4 protein-coding genes are annotated in these 18,895 nt (G+C 74.2%); 3 read left to right on the top strand and 1 reads right to left on the bottom strand.

The window, feature by feature from the left end:
- Positions 1 to 938, top strand: a 938-nt coding sequence (locus EBO15_RS18525) for an FtsX-like permease family protein (protein WP_122195656.1), incomplete at its 5' end; no start/stop codon positions are given.
- Positions 939 to 1,075: 137 nt separating this feature from the next.
- On the opposite strand, the gene EBO15_RS18520 is transcribed toward EBO15_RS18525, so the two are convergent.
- A complete protein-coding gene (locus tag EBO15_RS18520) occupies positions 1,076 to 4,351 on the bottom strand; it encodes an AfsR/SARP family transcriptional regulator (RefSeq protein ID WP_122195655.1) in 3,276 nt (1,091 codons plus the stop codon).
- Positions 4,352 to 5,182: 831 nt separating this feature from the next.
- Here EBO15_RS18520 and EBO15_RS18515 point away from each other — a divergent pair.
- Entirely contained in the window at positions 5,183 to 6,076 is an 894-nt protein-coding gene (locus EBO15_RS18515; RefSeq protein ID WP_122195654.1) for an SAM-dependent methyltransferase, read from the top strand.
- Between the two features lie 381 nt (positions 6,077 to 6,457).
- Positions 6,458 to 18,895 carry a type I polyketide synthase gene (locus EBO15_RS18510; RefSeq protein WP_122195653.1) on the top strand — a complete coding sequence of 4,146 codons (12,438 nt, stop codon included), beginning with the start codon at positions 6,458 to 6,460 and terminating at the stop codon, positions 18,893 to 18,895.

Here is an 18,895-nt window from a genome sequence, read left to right as displayed (position 1 = left end):
ACCAGGCGCGCAGCGGCACCGTCGGCGGCCTCGTGGTGACCGGGCCGCTCGGCGTGCCCGCCGACGCGACCGCCGCGCTCCGCGGCGCGCCGGGCGTCCAGGTCGCCACCGAGGTCGTCCACAGCACCGTCTACCTGGGCCGGGACCGGTACCGCGCGGCGGGCGTCACGCCCGAGCAGCTCACCCGGACGCTCGACCCGGGCGTGCGCGGCGGCTCGCTGTCCGCGCTCGCGCCCGGCACCGCGGGCGTCAGCCGCAACTCGGCCGGGGCGCTGCACGCCAGGCTCGGCGGCACCCTCGACCTGCGGCTCGGCGACGGCACCCCGGCGAAGGTCCGCGTCGTCGCCCTCTACGACCGGGGCCTCGGCTTCGGGGACGTCCTGCTCCCGCACGACCAGGTCGCCGCGCACATCGACGACCCGCGCGCGTCCGAGGTCGTCGTCAGCGGCGGTTCACGCGCCGCCGTCGACGCCGCGCTGCGCGCCTTCCCCGGACTGAAGGCGGGGCCGCCGAGCGCCCCGCCCGCGGCCGGCCCGGACGGCGGAAGCTCGACCGTCAACCTGGTCATCATGGCCCTGGTCGTCGCGTTCACCGGCATCGCCGTCGTGAACACCCTCGCCATGGCGACCAGCGGCCGCCGCCGCGAGCTGGCGCTGCTCCGCCTCGTCGGCACCGAGCGGAGCCAGGTGCGGGCCATGCTCCGCTGGGAGACCCTCGCGGTGACCGTCATCGCGGTCGCCGTCGGCTCCCTGATCGCCCTGGCCACCCTGGCCGCGTTCAGCGTCGGCATCGCCGGGACGCCGCTCCCGCACGTCCAGCCGCTCGGCTACGTCCTGATCGTCCTCGCCGCCGCCGGCCTGGCCTGGGGCGCCACCGCCGTCCCGGGACGCAACGTCCTCCGCACCCCGCCCGTGGAAGGCATAGCCCTCCGCGAGTGACCCCGGGCCCTCCACGAGTGCCCCCGCCACGGCCCTGAAGGACGGCCGTGCGCCCCACCACACAGGCGGTGCCCCCGCCAGGGCCCTGACGGCGGGCGGGGGGCCCGACCCCACTGGGGGGCGCACGGCCGTCGCGTTCAGTCGGCGTGCCCGCTCACCATCGGGAAGCACGAGCACACCGCACCGCCTGATGCGCCGGTGGACGGAGCGTTCCAAGGGGCCGCCTGGTCCGGCGCTAATCCGGAGACGGGATCCAGGCGGGAGCGGGCCTCGCTCTCCTCGGGATAGCCGTGGTCGGCGCAGCGGGCCAGGGCCTCCCGCCACGAACCCTCCGCGTTCCCGCGCGCACCCGAGGCGTCCTGGGCGTCGCCGAGCGCGAGCAGGGTGCGGGCCTCCCAGAGGGGCATGGCCAGGGCGCGCCAGATCTGCACGGCGTGCTCCAGCAGCACCACGGCGGCGGCCGGGTCGCCCTGGGAAAGGAGCACCTCGCCCAGGCCGCGCAGCGCGACCGCGTGACCGAAACCGCCCGCCAGGCCCAGCTCCGTGAACTGCCCGATCGCCTGCCGGTACAGCGAGCGGGCGCGTTCGGGCTGGTCCCAGAGCCGGTAGAGGTCACCGAGGCTGTTCAGCGCGTACGCCACGCCGATCCGGTCGCCCAGCACGGTCAGCCGCGACCGGCACTCCTCCAGGTGCGCGGCGGCCTCGGCGAACCGGCCGGTGTCGCGCTCGATGATGCCGATGTTGCGCAGCATGAGCGTCGCGTACCGGGGACGTCCGAGGGCCGTCCAGATGACCTCGCCGCCACGGAACAGCTCGGCCGCCGACTCCGGCTCGCCCAGCTCGAGCCGGATCTCGCCCAGCCCGGCGAGGCACTGCGCCTCGCCGACGCGGTGGCCGATCCGGCGGGCCGTGTCCAGCGCCGCGGTCAGCGCCGCGACGGCGCGCTCGTGCTCCCCGGCCTGCCGGTACCCGTCCGCGCAGTGCACCAGCGCGTCCACCTCGCCCACCCGCTCGCCGAGCCCGGCGAACAGGGCGCGCGCCGCCTCCGCGTGGCCGTGGTGGGCGTCCGCGTCCTTGAAGAACGCGGCGAGCTCGGTGAGGCCCCGGTGCGCGACGGCCTCGGCGAGCCGGTCGCCGTGCTCGCGGCCGGCGGCGAGCAGCGCCTCGTGCGTGGACGTCCACTCGTCGAACCGGTGCCGCATGTCGAAGTAGTTGGTGAGCGCCTGCGCCAGCTGCCAGGCCGCGGTCGTGCGGCCCGTCCGGCACGCCTGGTGGATCAGCGCCACCAGCGTGGACAGCTCCGCGTCGAACCAGGAGAACGGCTCGGCGACCAGCGTGTCCCTCAGGTCCGGGCAGGCCACGGGGAACGGCACCTCGGCGCGGAGCACCCCGAAGCACTGGCTGGGCAGCCGCCGGTCGCCCGCCACGGCCAGCGACAGCCACGCGGCGAACGCCCGGTCCAGGACGGTGTCCCGCTCGGCGGGCGGGTCCTCCTCGGCGGCGACCTCGCGGGCGAACAACCGGACCAGGTCGTGGAACCGGTACCGGTCGAACAGGGGTTCCGGCCCGGCCGCGACGGTGTCCAGCAGCCGGGCGTCGACGAGCCGCTCGGCGATCCGCGCGGCGCGGGCCTGCGGCAGGCCGAGCACCGCGCCGACCGCCCACCCGGGGAAGGACGGGACGCCCAGCGAGCCCAGCGCGCGGAACGCGCGGCGGTCGACGTCGCGCAGCCCCTCGTAGCTGAACCGCAGGCTCGCCCGCACGTCCAGGTCGCCGAGCTGGAGCTCGTCGAGCCGGTCCTGCTCGTCCTCCAGGGACGCCACCAGCCGCGCCAGCCTCCAGTGCGGACGGCTCGCGCCCCGCGCGCAGGCGACGCGCAGCGCGATCGGCAGCCCCCCGCACAGCTCCACCAGGCGGCGCGCGGCCTCCGGCTCGTCCGCCGCGCAGCCGGGACGGCCCGCGACCGTCGCGACGAACGCGAGCCCGTCGGCCAGGTCCAGCGGGGCGAGCGGCAGGTGCGCCGAGCCCTCGATCGCGCCGAGCGGCTGCCCGCTGGTGACGATCACGCCGCACCGGCCGCCGCCGGGCAGCAGCGGCCGCACCTGCCGCACGTCGGCGGCGTTGTCGAGGACGACCAGCACCCGCCGGTCGGTGAGCCGGCTCCGGTAGAGCTGCCGCCGCTCCTCCAGCGTGGACGGCAGCACGATGTCGCCGCCGAGCGCGCGCAGGAACCAGGCCAGCACCTCGGCCGGATCGAGCCGCCGCCCCTCCGCGCCGCGCAGGTCCACGTAGAGCTGCCCGTCCGGGAAGTCGCCCGCGAGCAGGTGCGCGGCGCGCACCGCCAGGGCCGTCTTGCCGACCCCCGGCATCCCGGAGATCACGGTCACGACCCCCGCCGCGCCGCCGCCCGGCGCCCCGGCGGGCTCCACGTCCCACCGGGCCGAAGGAACACCGTCCGTGTCGGGCCGCGTGTCGGGCTGGGGCAGGGGAGCGGAGCCGCGGACGAGGGACAGGAGGCGGTCGAGGTCGCCGGCGCGGCCCGTGAAGTCGGCGATGTCGTGCGGCAGCATCGCGGGACGGACGCCGTGCCAGGCGCTCACCGGGCGCCGGGGCTCCGGCTCGTCCGGGAACGGGGAGCCGGGCCGGTCGAGGTCCGCGCGGACGCGCGCCGGAACCGACAGCGGCTCCTGGTTCAGGATGGACAGGTGCGCGGCGCGCAGCTCCTCGCTCGGGTCGACGCCGAGCTCGTCCCGGAGCGTCCGCCGCGCCGTGTCGTACACGGCGAGCGCGTCGGCCTGCCGCCCGCTGCGGTAGAGCGCGGTCATGAGCTGCTCGTGCAGCTTCTCCCGGTAGGGGTGGTCGGTGACGAGGCGGGTCAGCTCGGCGATGACCTCCTGGTGGCGGCCGAGCGCCAGGTCGAGGGACATCCCGGTCTCGACCGCCGCCATGTACTCCTCCTCCAGGCGGGGGAGCTCGGCCGCGACGAACGGGTCGGCGACGTCCGCGAGCGGCGCGGGGCCGCGCCAGAGCGCCAGCGCCCGCGTGATCTCCGCCGCCGCGTCCGCGTGGTGCCCGGCGGCCGTCAGCTCGCGGCCGCGCTGGACCAGGTCGTGGAACTCGTCGTAGTCCAGCCACGCCGAGCCGAGCCGCAGCAGGTAGCCGGGCTGCTGCCGGACGATGACGACGTCCGGCCCGAGGAGCTTCCGGAGCCGGGAGACGTAGGTGTAGAGCTGCGCCGTCGAGGTGGACGGCGGCGCGTCGCCCCAGAGCATCTCGCTGAGGGTCTGGTAGGGCACCGCCTGGTCGTGCCGGAGCAGCAGCGCCTTGAGAACGGTCCGGGGTTTGCTTCCCTTAACTGCGAGAGGGCGATCGGGTGAACGGATGTCCAGCGGGCCGAGGATGCGGAATTCCATGGGCGTCTTTGGACCTCGCGGCGCGCGCCGGCCGACCGCCGTGTGGGTGGCGCGCGTTCCGTCTGGTGTGGTGGGGAGACTAGTGGGAGGGCGGGATGTCGGCGGTGAACAATCATCGAGTCAGTGTCACTGTCCGGTGATTATCATCGTTGTTCTAGCATGCGGCGGCCAGGCTCCTCGAAAGGTGACCGGAAATGGTCACCCAAAGTGACTGCGGGGCGTGGTGAGGGGATTACGAAGAGGTTCTCGTGTGACACCGTGATGCCGCGCGGAAGAGCGGAAACGCCTCCGTGTGACCTCCGGGGATGGGGTGCTCCCTCCCTCTGTGGACCATGCTGAGAATCTCACGGTGTCGGCCCTCGGTGGCGCCGCATCGCGCCGTGGCGGCCGTGCGGATCCGCAATGTCATCGCCTCGCAGAGTGACGACGGCATCCGTCGCGCCAAAACCTGGAATCCGGCCTCCGGACGTCCCTGGTATCGGATGTTTGCACGACGTCTTATATGTGGAACTCATGGGATTTGGCTGTGCATCTTTTCAGGGTGAGTCGATTTCGGATAGGCACCGGGTAATCATTGGGCATCGCCTCTCGTTGGTTCGGGGAAGTCGTGAGGTCCCGGGCCTGGACGGGGAGGTTCGCGCGCGGCCGTCGCCGCCGCGTCCGGGGCGGAGAGCCGGTGGTTTCGGTGGTGTTCCGGTGGACACCGGCGGGTGGCTCCGGGATGATCTGCAGTGCTTTGCACCCCACATGACGACCCTTTTCGTTCGAGTCAAGGAGTGCGATGCGGACCCTCAGCCTCCTTGCCGACATCCGGACCCCATGGGAGGGCTGATGGAGCACGACGGACGGTCTCCGGACGGGAGCGACGGCGAGCGGCGGACGGATGACGCCGAGCGGCGGGTGGGTGACGCCGAGAGGCGGCCGGGCGCCGCCCGCTCCGCTCATCCGTCCATTGATCCGGAGGTGCCGCACTCGGCGCGGATCTGGAACCACTGGCTCGGCGGCAAGGACAACTACGCCGCCGACCGGGCGGCCGGGGACAAGGTGCGCGCGGTGTACCCGGCGATCGTGGACGTCGCCCGGCAGTCGCGGCTGTTCCTCGGCCGCGCCGTGCGCCACCTGGTCGCCGAGGAGGGCGTCACCCAGTTCCTGGACGTCGGGACCGGCCTGCCGACCGCCGACAACACCCACGAGGTCGCCCAGCGGCTCGCGCCGCGGTCGCGGATCGTGTACGTCGACAACGACCCGCTCGTCCTCGTCCACGCCCGCGCCCTGCTCACCTCCACGCCCGAGGGGGCGTGCGCCTACATCGACGCCGACGCCCGCGACCCGGAGCGGATCCTCGCGCGGGCCGCCGACACCCTCGATTTCACCCGCCCCGTCGCGCTGATGATGCTGGGGATCCTCGGCAGCATCTGGGACGACGGGGAGGCGATGGCCGTCCGCGACCACCTGGTGGACGCCCTTCCCCCGGGCAGCCACCTGGTGCTGGAGGACGGCACCGGCGCGGTGGACCCCGACGCCGCCGCCGACGCGGAGCACGTCCGCGCCGAGGCCGGAGACCCTTACAAGCTGCGTTCGCCCGAGGGGCTCGCCGAGTTCTTCCACGGCCTGAAGCTGCTGGACCCCGGGGTGGTCGCGGTGTCGCGGTGGCGTCCCGACCCGAACCCGTGGGGGACGCCGCCGGAGGTCACCGCCTACGGAGGCGTCGCCGCCAAGCCGTGACCGCCGCGCCCGCCTTCGGGTGGGCGACGCCTCCCGGGGGACCCCGAGCCGGTCCGCGACCCACGTGGCGAGGCCGTGCCGCCCGAACCCGCAGGCGCTGGTGTTTTCGCAGCTCAAACGCATGAAGGCCCGAGCGTTCCGGTGAGCGGACGCCGGGACGTCGCGGTGATCCGGGACGTCCCGGCGTGGTCGGGCGGTGACCGTCCGTCGTAGGGGGTTAGGGGGGGCTGGGGCGCGTTAGGGGCTGGTCTGGCCGAGTCGGCTCGTGTGAGCGTGGGGCGTGGCTTTGGGCGGAGATGTCTTTTTGGGGCGGGATGTCCTCCGTTGGGACCGGAACTCGGTGCCCATTCGCGTCGTCGGCGAGCGAAGGAGAACAACAGCATGCGCGGGGACGGCCTCGTTCGTGAACCGGTCGCGGTGGTCGGCGCCGCGTGCCGGCTGCCCATGGCGCCGACCCCCGAGCGGTTCTGGGAGAACCTCCGGGACGGCGTGGACGCCGTCCGCGCCCTTCCCGAGGGCCGCGCCGAGGCGGCCGAACTCGCGGGCGGCGACGGCGACGACGCCCTCCGCGCGCGCCTGACGGCGCGGACCGGCGGCTTCCTGGACGACGTCGCGGGATTCGACGCCGCGTTCTTCGGCGTCTCCCCGCGCGAGGCCGCGGCCATGGACCCGCAGCAGCGCCTCGTCCTCGAACTGAGCTGGGAGGCGCTGGAGAACGCCCGGCTGGTCCCCGCGTCCCTCGCGGGCACCCGGACCGGCGTGTTCGTCGGCGCCGTCTGGGACGACTACGCCGCGCTGCTCGGCCACCGCGGCGCCGCCGCCGTCACGCCGCACTCGCTCACCGGGACGAGCCGGGGCCTCATCGCGAACCGGACGTCCTACGCGCTGCGGCTCGCGGGACCGAGCCTCACCGTGGACTCCGCGCAGTCGTCCTCGCTGGTCGCCGTCCACCTCGCATGCCAGAGCCTGCTGTCGGGCGAGAGCGACGTGGCGCTCGCCGGAGGCGTGAACCTCCACCTCGCCGGGGAGAGCACGGTCCGCTCCGCCGAGTTCGGCGGCCTGTCCCCGGACGGCCGGTGCTTCACCTTCGACGCCCGCGCGAACGGCTACGTCCGGGGCGAGGGCGGAGTGGTCGTCGTCCTCAAGCCGCTCTCACGGGCCCTCGCCGACGGCGATCCCGTGCTGGGCGTGATCCGCGGCAGCGCCCTCAACAACGACGGGGGAGGGGACGGCCTGACCGTGCCCGACGCGCAGGCGCAGCGCGACGTCCTGCTCGCCGCCTGCCGGAACGCGGGCGTCGACCCGGCCGAGATCCGGTACGTCGAACTGCACGGGACCGGGACCAAGGCGGGCGACCCGGTCGAGGCGCGCGCGCTGGGCGAGGCCATCGGGACGGCGCGTCCCGGCCGTCCGCCGCTCCGCGTGGGATCGGTCAAGACCAACATCGGGCACCTGGAGGGCGCGGCGGGCGTCGCCGGGCTGCTGAAGGTGCTGCTGGCCGTCCGGAACCGGGAGATCCCGCCGAGCCTGAACCACCTCACGCCGTCGCCGCGCATCCCGATGGACGAACTGAACCTGCGGATGCCGACAGAGCCCGAACCCTGGCCGGACGGACCGGGCCCGATCGTGGCCGGCGTCAGCTCGTTCGGCATGGGCGGCACCAACTGCCACGTCGTCGTGACCGAAGCCCCGCCCCGCCCCGACACGGACACGGACGCGGAGGCTGAGGCGGAGGCGGAGAAGCGCGCGGTCGTCTCGGACGCCGCGACGCCGCCCTGGGTGCTGTCCGCCCGAAGCGGCCCCGCGCTGCGCGCCCAGGCGGACCGGCTCCGGACCCACGTCGCGGACCACCCCGCGTTCACCCCCGACGACATCGGGCTGTCCCTCGCGACCACCCGCACCGCCTTCGACCACCGCGCCGTCGTCCTCGCGGGCGACCGGCCGTCCGCGCTCACCCGGCTGCGCGACGGCGCGCCCCACCCGGACGTCGTGACCGGAGCCGCCGGGGAACCCGGCCGGGTCGTGTTCGTCTTCCCGGGGCAGGGCGGTCAGTGGCCGGGAATGGGCGCGGCCCTCTGGGACGCCTCGCCCGTCTTCCGGGACCGGCTCCAAGAGTGCGCGGACGCCCTCGCCCCGCACCTCGACTGGTCCGTCCTCGACGTCGTCCGCGGCGCCGGGACGGCCGAACTCCTCGAACGCGCCGACGTGGTCCAGCCCGCGCTCTTCGCGACGATGGTCGCGCTCGCCGGACTGTGGCGGGCGGCCGGAGTGCGTCCGGACGCCGTCGTCGGCCACTCCCAGGGCGAGATCGCCGCAGCCTGCGTGGCGGGCGCCCTGTCCCTGGACGACGCGGCGCGGATCGCCGCCCTCCGCAGCCGGGTCATCGCGGCGCGCGCCCGCCGCGGCGGCATGGCGTCCCTCGCCCTGTCCGAACGGGACGCCGCGGCGCGCCTCGCCCGCTGGGAAGGACGGCTCACCATCGCGGCCGTCAACGGCCCCACCGCCACGGTCGTGTCCGGCGACGCCAAGGCCGTCGCGGAGATCGTCGCCGCCTGCGAGCGTGACGGCGTGCGGGCCCGGCGCGTCCCGGTCGACTACGCCTCCCACTCCCCGCACGTCGAGGATCTGCGCGCCGACCTCGAAGCCGCCCTCACCGGCATCGAGGGCGGGGACGGCGAGGTCGCGTTCTACTCGACGGTGACCGGCGGACGCCTCGCCGGAACCGAGCTGAACGCCGCCTACTGGTACCGCAACCTCCGCGAACCCGTCCGCTTCGAGCACACGGTCCGGACCCTGCTGCGCGACGGGCACGGCGCGTTCGTCGAGTGCAGCCCCCACCCCGTCCTCACCCCCGGCGTCGAGGCGACCGCCGAGGACGCCGGAACCGCCGCCCTGGACGTCGCCGTCACCGGCTCCCTCCGCAAGGACGACGGAGGCTGGGACCGCTTCCAGCGCTCCGCCGCCGAACTCCACGTCCGAGGCGTCGACGTCGACTGGGGCGCGCTGTACGCGGGCCGCCGCGCCCGGCTCGTGGACCTGCCCGCCTACGCGTTCCAGCGACGCCGCCACTGGCTGGACGCCCCCGTCCTCCAACACGCGGTGGGAACACCCGCCGACGCGAGCACCCCCGAACCGTCCGGCGACGAGACCGACTCGGTGCTTCAGACGCGGCTGGCGGCGCTGCCCGAAGCGGAACGGGCCGACGCCATCCTGGAACTGGTGCGCGCCGAGACGGCGACCGTCCTCGGGCACTCCGACCCGCGAGCCGTCGGGGTTCGGCAGGTCTTCAGGGACATGGGCTTCGACTCGTCCCTCCTCATGGAACTGCGTGCGCGGCTCGCCGCCATGAGCGGCCTGCACCTGCCCAGCGGAACGCTGTTCAGCCACCCGTCCCCGGCCGCCGTCGCCGAATACCTGCGAGCCGAACTCTTCGGCACGCCCACCGAAACGACCCCACGGGCCACCCCGGCCAGGACGGACGAGCCGATCGCGATCGTCGGCATGGCCTGCCGGTATCCCGGCGGCGTCCGATCGCCGGAGGACCTGTGGCGGCTGGTCTCCGACGGCGTGGACGCGATCTCGGAGTTCCCCTCCGATCGCGGCTGGGACATCGCGCGACTGTTCGACCCCGACACGGAGCGCCCCGGCACCACCTACGCGCGTTCCGGCGGTTTCCTGCACGACGCGGCGGAGTTCGACGCGGGGTTCTTCGGGATCTCGCCTCGTGAGGCCCTCGCGATGGACCCGCAGCAGCGGCTGCTGCTCGAAGTGTCCTGGGAGACGCTCGAACGCGCGGGCATCGACCCGTCCACAGTGCGCGGCAGCCGGACCGGCGTCTACGTCGGCGCGATGCAACAGGACTACGGGCCGCGACTCCACGAAGGATCCGACGAGACCGCCGGATTCCTCCTGACCGGCGCCACCGGCAGCGTCGCGTCCGGCCGGATCGCCTACACGCTCGGCCTGGAAGGCCCCGCCGTCACCCTGGACACGGCCTGCTCGTCGTCCCTCGTCGCGGTGCACACGGCGGTCGAGGCGCTCCGGCGCGACGAGTGCTCCCTGGCCCTCGCAGGCGGCGCGACCGTCCTGGCGAACCCCGGGCTCTTCGTCGAGTTCAGCCGCCAGCGCGGCCTGTCGCCGGACGGTCGCTGCCGCGCGTTCTCGGCGGACGCCGACGGCACCGGCTGGGCCGAAGGCGTGGGCGTCCTGCTCCTGGAACGCCTGTCGGACGCGCGGCGCAACGGCCACCAGATCCTCGCGGTGGTGCGGGGGAGTGCGATCAACCAGGACGGTGCGAGCAACGGCCTGACCGCTCCGAATGGTTTGGCGCAGGAGCGTGTGATCGGCCGGGCGCTGGCGAATGCCGGTGTGGCGGCGTCCGAGGTGGACGCGGTGGAGGCGCATGGCACCGGGACGACGTTGGGCGACCCGATCGAGGCGCAGGCGCTGATCGCGACCTACGGCCAGGACCGTTCTGCCGACCGTCCACTGTGGCTGGGATCGGTGAAGTCGAACTTCGGGCACGCGCAGGCGGCGTCGGGCGTCGCCGGTGTCATCAAGATGATCATGTCCCTGCGGAAGGACACCCTGCCGCGCACCCTGCACGCGGACGAACCGACCCCCCACGTGGACTGGTCGGCGGGACACGTCCGGCTCCTGACCGAGCCCGTGCCCTGGCCACGCGGCGAACGCCCCCGGCGAGCGTCCGTCTCGTCCTTCGGCATCAGCGGGACGAACGCACACGTCGTCCTGGAAGAAGCGCCCCAGGACGAGCCGTCACCGGTGGAACAGGTCGCTGCGCCTCCGGTGATCCCGCTGGTGGTGTCGGCCCGCTCGGAGGACGCCCTGCGCGCCCAGGCCGCCCGCCTCCGCACGTTCCTGACGGACACTCCGGACGCTGACGCGGGTGCTGTCGCGCGGTCGCTGCTCGCCTCGCGCACGCTGTTCGACCACCGCGCGGTGATCCTCGGCGCGACGCGCGAGGAACTGTCCGGGGGCCTGTCCGCGCTCGCCACCGGGGGGACGGCGCCCGGCACGGTCTCCGGATCGGCCCTGCCCGACGTGGGACGCCGCGTGCTGGTGTTCCCCGGACAAGGGTCCCAATGGACCGGAATGGCCTTCGCCCTCTGGGCACAGTCCCCGCCCTTCCGCACCCGCCTCCAGGACTGCGCTGAGGCCCTGCGGCCCCACATCGACTGGTCGCTGATCGACGTGGTGACCGGCGCGGGCGATGCGACGCTGCTGGAGCGCGTGGACGTGGTTCAGCCTGCGTTGTTCGCGGTGATGGTGTCGTTGGCCGAGGTGTGGCGTTCGCTGGGCGTGGTCCCGGACGCTGTCGTCGGCCACTCGCAAGGCGAGATCGCTGCGGCATGTGTTGCCGGTGCTCTGTCACTGGGGGACGCGGCGAAGGTCGTCGCGCTGCGCAGCCAGGCGATCGCGCGGTTCGCCGGCGAAGGTGGCATGGCTTCGGTCGGATTGTCGGCTGACGCGACCGCTGAACTGGTCGAACGCTGGGACGGGCGGTTGTCGGTCGCCGCGATGAACGGCCCGTCGGCGACGGTCGTCTCCGGTGACGCCGAGGCGATCGACGAGCTGGTGGCGCACTGCGAGGCCGAGGGCAAGCGGGCACGGAAGGTGCCGGTGGACTACGCCTCGCACTCGCCGCACATGGACGTCCTCAAGGACGACCTGGCCGCGGTTCTTGCGGGCGTGACAATGAAGGCGTCGGAGGTGCCGTTCTACTCGGCACTGACGGGCGGTCGTATGGAGACCGCCGGTATCGGGCCCGGGTACTGGTTCGAGAACTTGCGTAACCCCGTTCGCTTCGACACCGCGATCCGGGCTCTGCTGGACGACGGTCACCGCGTCTTCGTGGAGTCCAGCGCTCATCCGGTCCTGACGATGGCGATCGAGGAGACCCTCGAAGTCGCTGAGATCCCCGATGCCGTCGTGGCCGGGACGTTGCGGCGCGGTGAGGGGGACACCCGGCGCCTGCTGACGTCCGCCGCCGAGCTGCACGTTCGTGGAGTCCGTGTCGACTGGGCGGGGCTGCTGGGCGGCCTGCCTGCCCGGCCGGTCGATCTGCCGACCTACGCGTTCGACCGGCAGCGCTACTGGTTGGAGGCACCGCGGCCCGAGGCCGTGGAGAACCCGGCGTCGGACGATCGGATCTGGGGGGCGGTCGAGCGAGGGGACGTGGACGGCCTGGCCGCCGAGCTGGGCGTGGACGCCGACACGCTGACGCCGGTCGTCTCCGCGATGTCCGACTGGCGGCGGCGCAACGACGAGCGGTCGGTCATCGACGGCTGGCGCTACCGCGTCGTCTGGCGGCCCGCCGGGATCGCGTCGGTGGCCGTGCTCACCGGCCGCTGGGTGGTGCTGACGCCGTCCGGCGCCGCGGCGGACGGGCTGGACGCGGCGCTGGTGTCCGCCGGTGCGCAGGTCGTCGTCATCGACGCCAAGGCCGGGTCGGACCGGGCCGCGCTGGTGGAACGGCTGCGGGCGGTGTCCGCCGACGGGCCGGTCGCGGGAGTGCTGTCGCTGCTGGCGTCCGGCGGAACGCGGACGTCCGGCAGCCTGGAGCCCGGCCGGGAGCTGTCCGCGACGCTCGCGCTCGCTCAAGCGTTGGGAGATCTCGACTTTACCGGCCGGTTGTGGATGGTTACCCGTGGCGCGGTCGCGGTCTCCGAGTCGGACGGGTCTCCCGATCCCGAGCGGGCGTCGGTCTGGGGGCTGGGCCGGGTCGTCGCTCTGGAGCATCCCGAGTTCTGGGGCGGCCTGGTCGATCTGCCCGCCGACGGACCCGGCGCGGACGAGCGGCTGGTGGCGGTGCTGGCGGGCGGCGCGGGCGCCGAGGACCAGATCGCCCTGCGCGCGTCCGGCGCGTACGCGAACCGGCTGGTGAGCGCGTCCGTCGCCGGAACCGCGCCCGTCCGCCGCTGGCGTCCCCGGGGCACCGCGCTGATCACCGGCGGTACCGGAGGGCTCGGCGCGCACGTGGCGCGGTGGCTGGCGCGCGAAGGCTGCACGCACCTGGTCCTGGTGTCCCGGCGCGGCGGCGACGCGCCCGGCGCGGACGACCTGGCCGGCGAGCTGACCGCTCTCGGCGCGCGGGTCACGTTCGCCGCGTGCGACGTCTCCGACCGCGAGGCCCTGGCCGCTCTCCTGGACGACGTCACCACCGACCAGACCGCCCCCCTCACCGTCGTTCACGCGGCGGGCCTGAACCGGCTGCGTCCCCTCGCCGAGACGTCCGACGAGGAACTCACCGAGGTCGTCCGGGCCAAGGCGGACGGCGCGCGGCACCTCGTCGGCCTCCTCGACCCCGCCAAGGTGGACGCCGTCGTGCTGTTCTCGTCCATCGCGGGCGTGTGGGGGGTCGGGGACCACGGCGCGTACGCGGCGGCCAACGCCTACCTCGACGCCCTCGCGGTGCTGGCGCGCGCGGAGGGGCTGCCCGTGCTGTCGGTGGCGTGGGGGCCGTGGGCCGGGGACGGGATGATCGCCGCCGAGCTGCACGACGTCCTGCGTCGGCGCGGTGTCCCGGTGATCGACCCCGGGCCCGCGATCGCGGCGCTCGGCCAGGCGCTCGACCACGACGAGACGTTCGTCGCCGTCGCCGACGTGGACTGGGAGCGGTTCGTCCCGGTTTTCGCCGGAGCGCGCGAGCGGCCGCTGCTCCGGGACCTGCCGGAGGCCCGGCGCGTCCTGGCCGCGAGCACGCCCGCCGACGACGCGGCGGACCTGCGGGACCGGCTGGCGGCCCTGGACGAACGGGACCGCCCGCGTTACCTCCTCGACGTCGTCCGGACGGAGGCGGCGGCCGTGCTCGGGTTCGACGACACCCGGGGCCTCGCCCCCGACCGGGCGTTCCGCGACATGGGCTTCGACTCGCTGACGGCCGTCGAACTGCGCAACCGTCTCGTCGCGGCCACCGGACTCCGGCTCGCGAGCACCCTCGTCTTCGAACACCCCTCTCCCTCGGAGATGGCCGCCCACCTGCTGGACGAGTTGCTCGGCGCGTCCGACGAGTCGGCGGCGGAGGAGGGGGCCGTGCCCGCGCCGCGCGCCCAAGCGGACGAGCCGATCGCGATCGTCGGCATGGCGTGCCGGTTCCCGGGCGGCGCGGCGTCCCCGGAGGACCTGTGGCGGCTGGTCGCGGACGGCGTGGACGCGATCTCGGAGTTCCCCGCCGACCGCGGCTGGGACGTCGAGCGGATCTTCGACCCCGATCCCGACCGTCCCGGTACGACCTACACCCGATCCGGCGGCTTCCTCCATGACGCGGCGGAGTTCGACGCGGGGTTCTTCGGGATCTCGCCTCGTGAGGCCCTCGCGATGGACCCGCAGCAGCGGCTGCTGCTCGAAGTGTCCTGGGAGACGCTCGAACGTGCGGGCATCGCACCCGCGGCCCTCAGGGGCAGCGCCACCGGCGTCTACGTCGGCCTCGCCGACCAGTCGTACGAGTCCCGCCTGGCCCGGGTCTCCCGGGAGGCCGAGGGGTACCTCATGACCGGTGGCGCGGCCAGCGTCGCGTCCGGCCGGATCGCCTACACGTTCGGCCTGGAGGGGCCCGCCGTCACCGTGGACACGGCCTGCTCGTCGTCCCTGGTGGCGCTGCACCTGGCGATCGAGGCGCTGCGGCGCGGCGAGTGCGAACTCGCGCTCGCCGGAGGCGTCATGGTGATGTCCTCACCGCGCCCGTTCGTCGGGTTCAGCCGCCAGCGCGGCCTCGCCCCCGACGGCCGGTGCAAGCCCTTCGCCGCTGCGGCGGACGGCTTCTCCCTCTCCGAAGGCGCCGGGGTCCTCCTGGTCGAACGGCTGTCGGACGCGCGGCGCAACGGCCACCAGATCCTCGCGGTGGTGCGGGGGAGTGCGATCAACCAGGACGGTGCGAGCAACGGCCTGACCGCTCCGAACGGTCCGTCGCAGCAGCGGGTGATTCGGCAGGCGCTGGCGAACTCCGGTGTGGCGGCGTCCGAGGTGGACGTGGTGGAGGCGCATGGCACGGGCACGACGTTGGGCGACCCGATCGAGGCGCAGGCACTGATCGCGACCTACGGCCAGGAGCGGCCCGCTGATCGTCCGCTGTGGCTCGGGTCGGTGAAGTCGAACATCGGCCACACCCAGGTCGCCGCCGGAATGGCCGGCGTCATCAAGATGGTGATGGCGCTGCGCGAGGGGATACTGCCGCGCACGCTCCACGTCGACGAGCCGACCCCGCATGTCGATTGGTCCGCCGGAGCCGTCCGGCTGCTGGACGAGCTGGTTTTGTGGCCGAGGGGTGAGCGCCCGCGTCTGGCAGGAGTATCCGGGTTCGGCATCAGCGGGACGAACGCGCACGTCATCCTGGAAGAGGCCCCCTCCGAGGACCCGTCGCCGACGGAACCGAAGACCCCGTTCCCCGTCGTCCCGCTGGTGGTGTCCGCGCGTTCGGAGGATGCGATTTGGGCCCAGGCGGCGCGCCTGCGCGGCTTCCTCGCAGACCGCCCGGACCTGGAGTTGGGCGAGGTCGCGCGGTCCCTGATGGCCTCGCGATCGCTGTTCGCCCACCGCGCCGTGATCCTCGGCGCGACGCCCGACGACGCCTCCGACCGGCTGCGAGCCCTCGCCGACGGCGAAGAGTCCCAGGGAGTGGTCACCGGATACGTCGCCCCTGACGCCGACCGCCGGGTGCTGGTCTTCCCGGGCCAGGGCTCGCAGTGGCTCGGGATGGGCGCGGGCCTGTGGCGCGAGTCGGAGGCGTTCCGCCGCCGCCTGAGCGAATGCGCGGAGGCCCTGGCCCCCCACACCGACTGGTCCCTGATCGACGTCGTGACCGAGGAGGACGCGGGCGGGCTCCTGGAGCGCGTGGACGTGGTGCAGCCCGCGTTGTTCGCGGTGATGGTGTCGTTGGCCGAGGTGTGGCGTTCGCTGGGCGTCGTCCCGGACGCTGTCGTCGGCCACTCACAAGGCGAGATCGCTGCGGCATGTGTTGCCGGTGCTCTGTCACTGGGGGACGCGGCGAAGGTCGTCGCACTGCGAAGCCAGGCGATCGCGCGGTTCGCCGGGCATGGCGGGATGGCTTCGGTCGGATTGTCGGCTGACGCGACCGCTGAACTGGTCGAACGCTGGGATGGCCGGTTGTCGGTCGCCGCGATGAACGGCCCGTCGGCGACGGTCGTCTCCGGTGATGCCGAGGCGATCGACGAGCTGGTCGGAGTCTGCGAGGAGGGGGGAGTCCGGGCGCGGAAGGTGCCGGTGGACTACGCCTCGCATTCGCCGCACATGGACGTCCTGAAGGACGATCTGGCCGCGGTTCTTGCGGGCGTGACGATGACGGCGTCCGAGGTGCCGTTCTACTCCGCGATGACGGGTGGTCGTCTGGAGACCGCCGGTGTCGGGGCCGAGTACTGGTTCGAGAACCTGCGGCGGCCCGTGCGGTTCGAGGACGCCGTGCGTGCGCTGCTGGACGACGGTCATCGGGTGTTCGTGGAGTCCAGCGCTCATCCGGTGCTGACGATGGCGATCGAGGAGACCCTCGAAGCCGCCGAGATCCCCGATGCCGTCGTGGCCGGGACGCTGCGCCGGGAGCAGGGCGATGCCCGCCGCCTGCTGACCTCGGCGGCCGAACTTCATGTGCGTGGCGTCCAGGTCGACTGGGAAGCGGTGGCCGGTGGCCGTCCCGCGCGGCCGGTCGACCTGCCGACCTACGCCTTCGACCGCAGGCGCTACTGGCTGGAGGCGCCCGAGGAGACCGAGGCCAAGACGTCCGCCGAGGACGGCCGGTTCTGGGACGCCGTCGAGCACGACGACGGCGAGCGGCTGGCCGCCGAACTCGGCGTGGACGCCGACGCGCTGACGCCGGTGCTTCCCGCCCTGGCCGCCTGGCGGCGCGGAAGCCAGGAGCGGTCGGTCATCGACGGCTGGCGCTACCGCGTCGCCTGGCGGCCGGTCGAGATCGCGCGGGCCGCCGCGCCGTCCGGCCGCTGGCTGATCGTGACCGGCGACCGGGACGACGTCCTCGCCGCCGGCGTGGCCGAGGCACTGGACCGCGCGGGAGCCGAACCGGTGATCGTCGAACCCGGTCAGGTCGAACCGGAAGCGGCCACGCCAGCGACGGGCGTGGTGTCCCTGCTGGGGGTTCCGGGGACGATGCGGCTGGTCCGGGCGTTGGCCGATGTCGACTTCTCCGGCCGGTTGTGGCTGGTCACCCGCGGCGCCATCGCCGTGTCGGACTCGGACGGGGCTCCGGATCCGTGGGCTGCGGCCGTGTGGGGGCTGGGCCGGGTCGTGTCCCTCGAACTGCCCGACCTCTGGGGCGGGCTGATCGACCTCCCCGCAGGTGAGGCCGGGGCGTTCGACCAGTTGACGGCACTGCTGGCCGAAGGCGGCGGAACCGAGGATCAACTGGCGGTGCGTCCGTCCGGGGTGTTCGCGAGCCGCCTGGTGCCCGCCCCGCTGGCCGGTCGCGAGCCCACGCGCACGTGGACGCCGAGTCACGGGACGGCGCTCATCACCGGTGGTACCGGTGGGCTGGGCGCGCATGTGGCGCGGTGGCTGGCGCGCGAAGGCTGCCCGCACCTCGTCCTGGTCTCGCGGCGTGGTCCGGACGCGCCCGGTGCGTCCGACCTGCGAGAAGAGTTGGTCGGGCTTGGCGCGCGCGTCACGATCGCCGCCTGCGACGTCGCCGACCGCGACGACCTCGAACGCCTCCTCGACGGCCTGGACGGCGGGGCCACGGCGCTCACGACGGTGATCCACGCGGCGGGCGTCGTCGGGGCGGAGGTCCCCGTGGCCGAGAGCGACCCGGCGGACGCCGAGGAGATCATGACGGCGAAGGTCGCCGGGGCCGCGAACCTCGACGCGCTGCTCGGCGCCGGGACCGTGGACGCCTTCGTCCTGTTCTCCTCCGGCGCCGGGGTCTGGGGCAACGGCGGTCAGGGACCGTACGCCGCCGCCAACGCCCACCTCGACGCGCTCGCCCGCGCCCGCCGGGCGCGCGGCCTGCCCGCGACGTCCGTCGCCTGGGGCGCCTGGGCGGGCGGCGGCATGGTGGACGAGGCCGTCGGCGACCGGCTCCGGCGCAGGGGAGTGCCTGCGATGGCCCCCGAACGGGCCGTCGCCGCGCTGCGGCAGGTGCTCGACCACGACGAGACCTGCGTCGTCGTCGCGGACATCGACCACGAGCGGTTCGTCGAGAGCTACACGATCGCCCGGCCCCGCCCGCTCCTCGCCGAACTGCCGCGCCCGCACGCGTCCGCCCCGTCCGGTGCGGATGCGGAAGCGGCGGAAGGCCCGGCATCGGAGTCCTCGGCGTTCCGGGCCCGGATGGCGGCGCTTCCGCCGGACGAACGCGACGAGCTCCTGCTGGACCTGGTGCGGACCCGGGCCGCCGCGGTCCTCGGCCACGCGGGGGCCGGAGGGCTCCCGGCGTCCTCGGCGTTCCGCGAGGCCGGGTTCGACTCGCTCACCGCCGTCGAGCTGCGGGACCGGTTGAACGCCGCCACCGGCCTCCGGCTCCCGGCGACGATGGTCTTCGACCATCCCACCCCGCGCGCGCTCGCGGCGTTCCTCGGAACGCTCGCGCCGTCCGCCGGGAACGACCGCGAACCGTCCGCCCTCGCCGGACTGAACCGGCTCGAGGAGGCGATCGTCGCCGGCCCGGTCGAACCGATCGCGCGGCGCGAGATCGCCACCCGCCTCCGGGGCCTGCTGCGCCGCCTGGACGACGCCGCCGACACCGCCCCGGGCCCGGACGACGCCGGGCCCGCCGACCTCGACACGGTCACCGACCAGGAGATGTTCGACCTGATCGACCGTGAGCTCGGACTGTCCTGA

The organism is Actinomadura harenae, from assembly GCF_003696215.1.
GTDB lineage: Bacteria > Actinomycetota > Actinomycetes > Streptosporangiales > Streptosporangiaceae > Spirillospora > Spirillospora harenae.
Note: the sequence above shows the minus strand (reverse complement) of the source record. Positions and strands in the feature narration are given on the sequence as shown.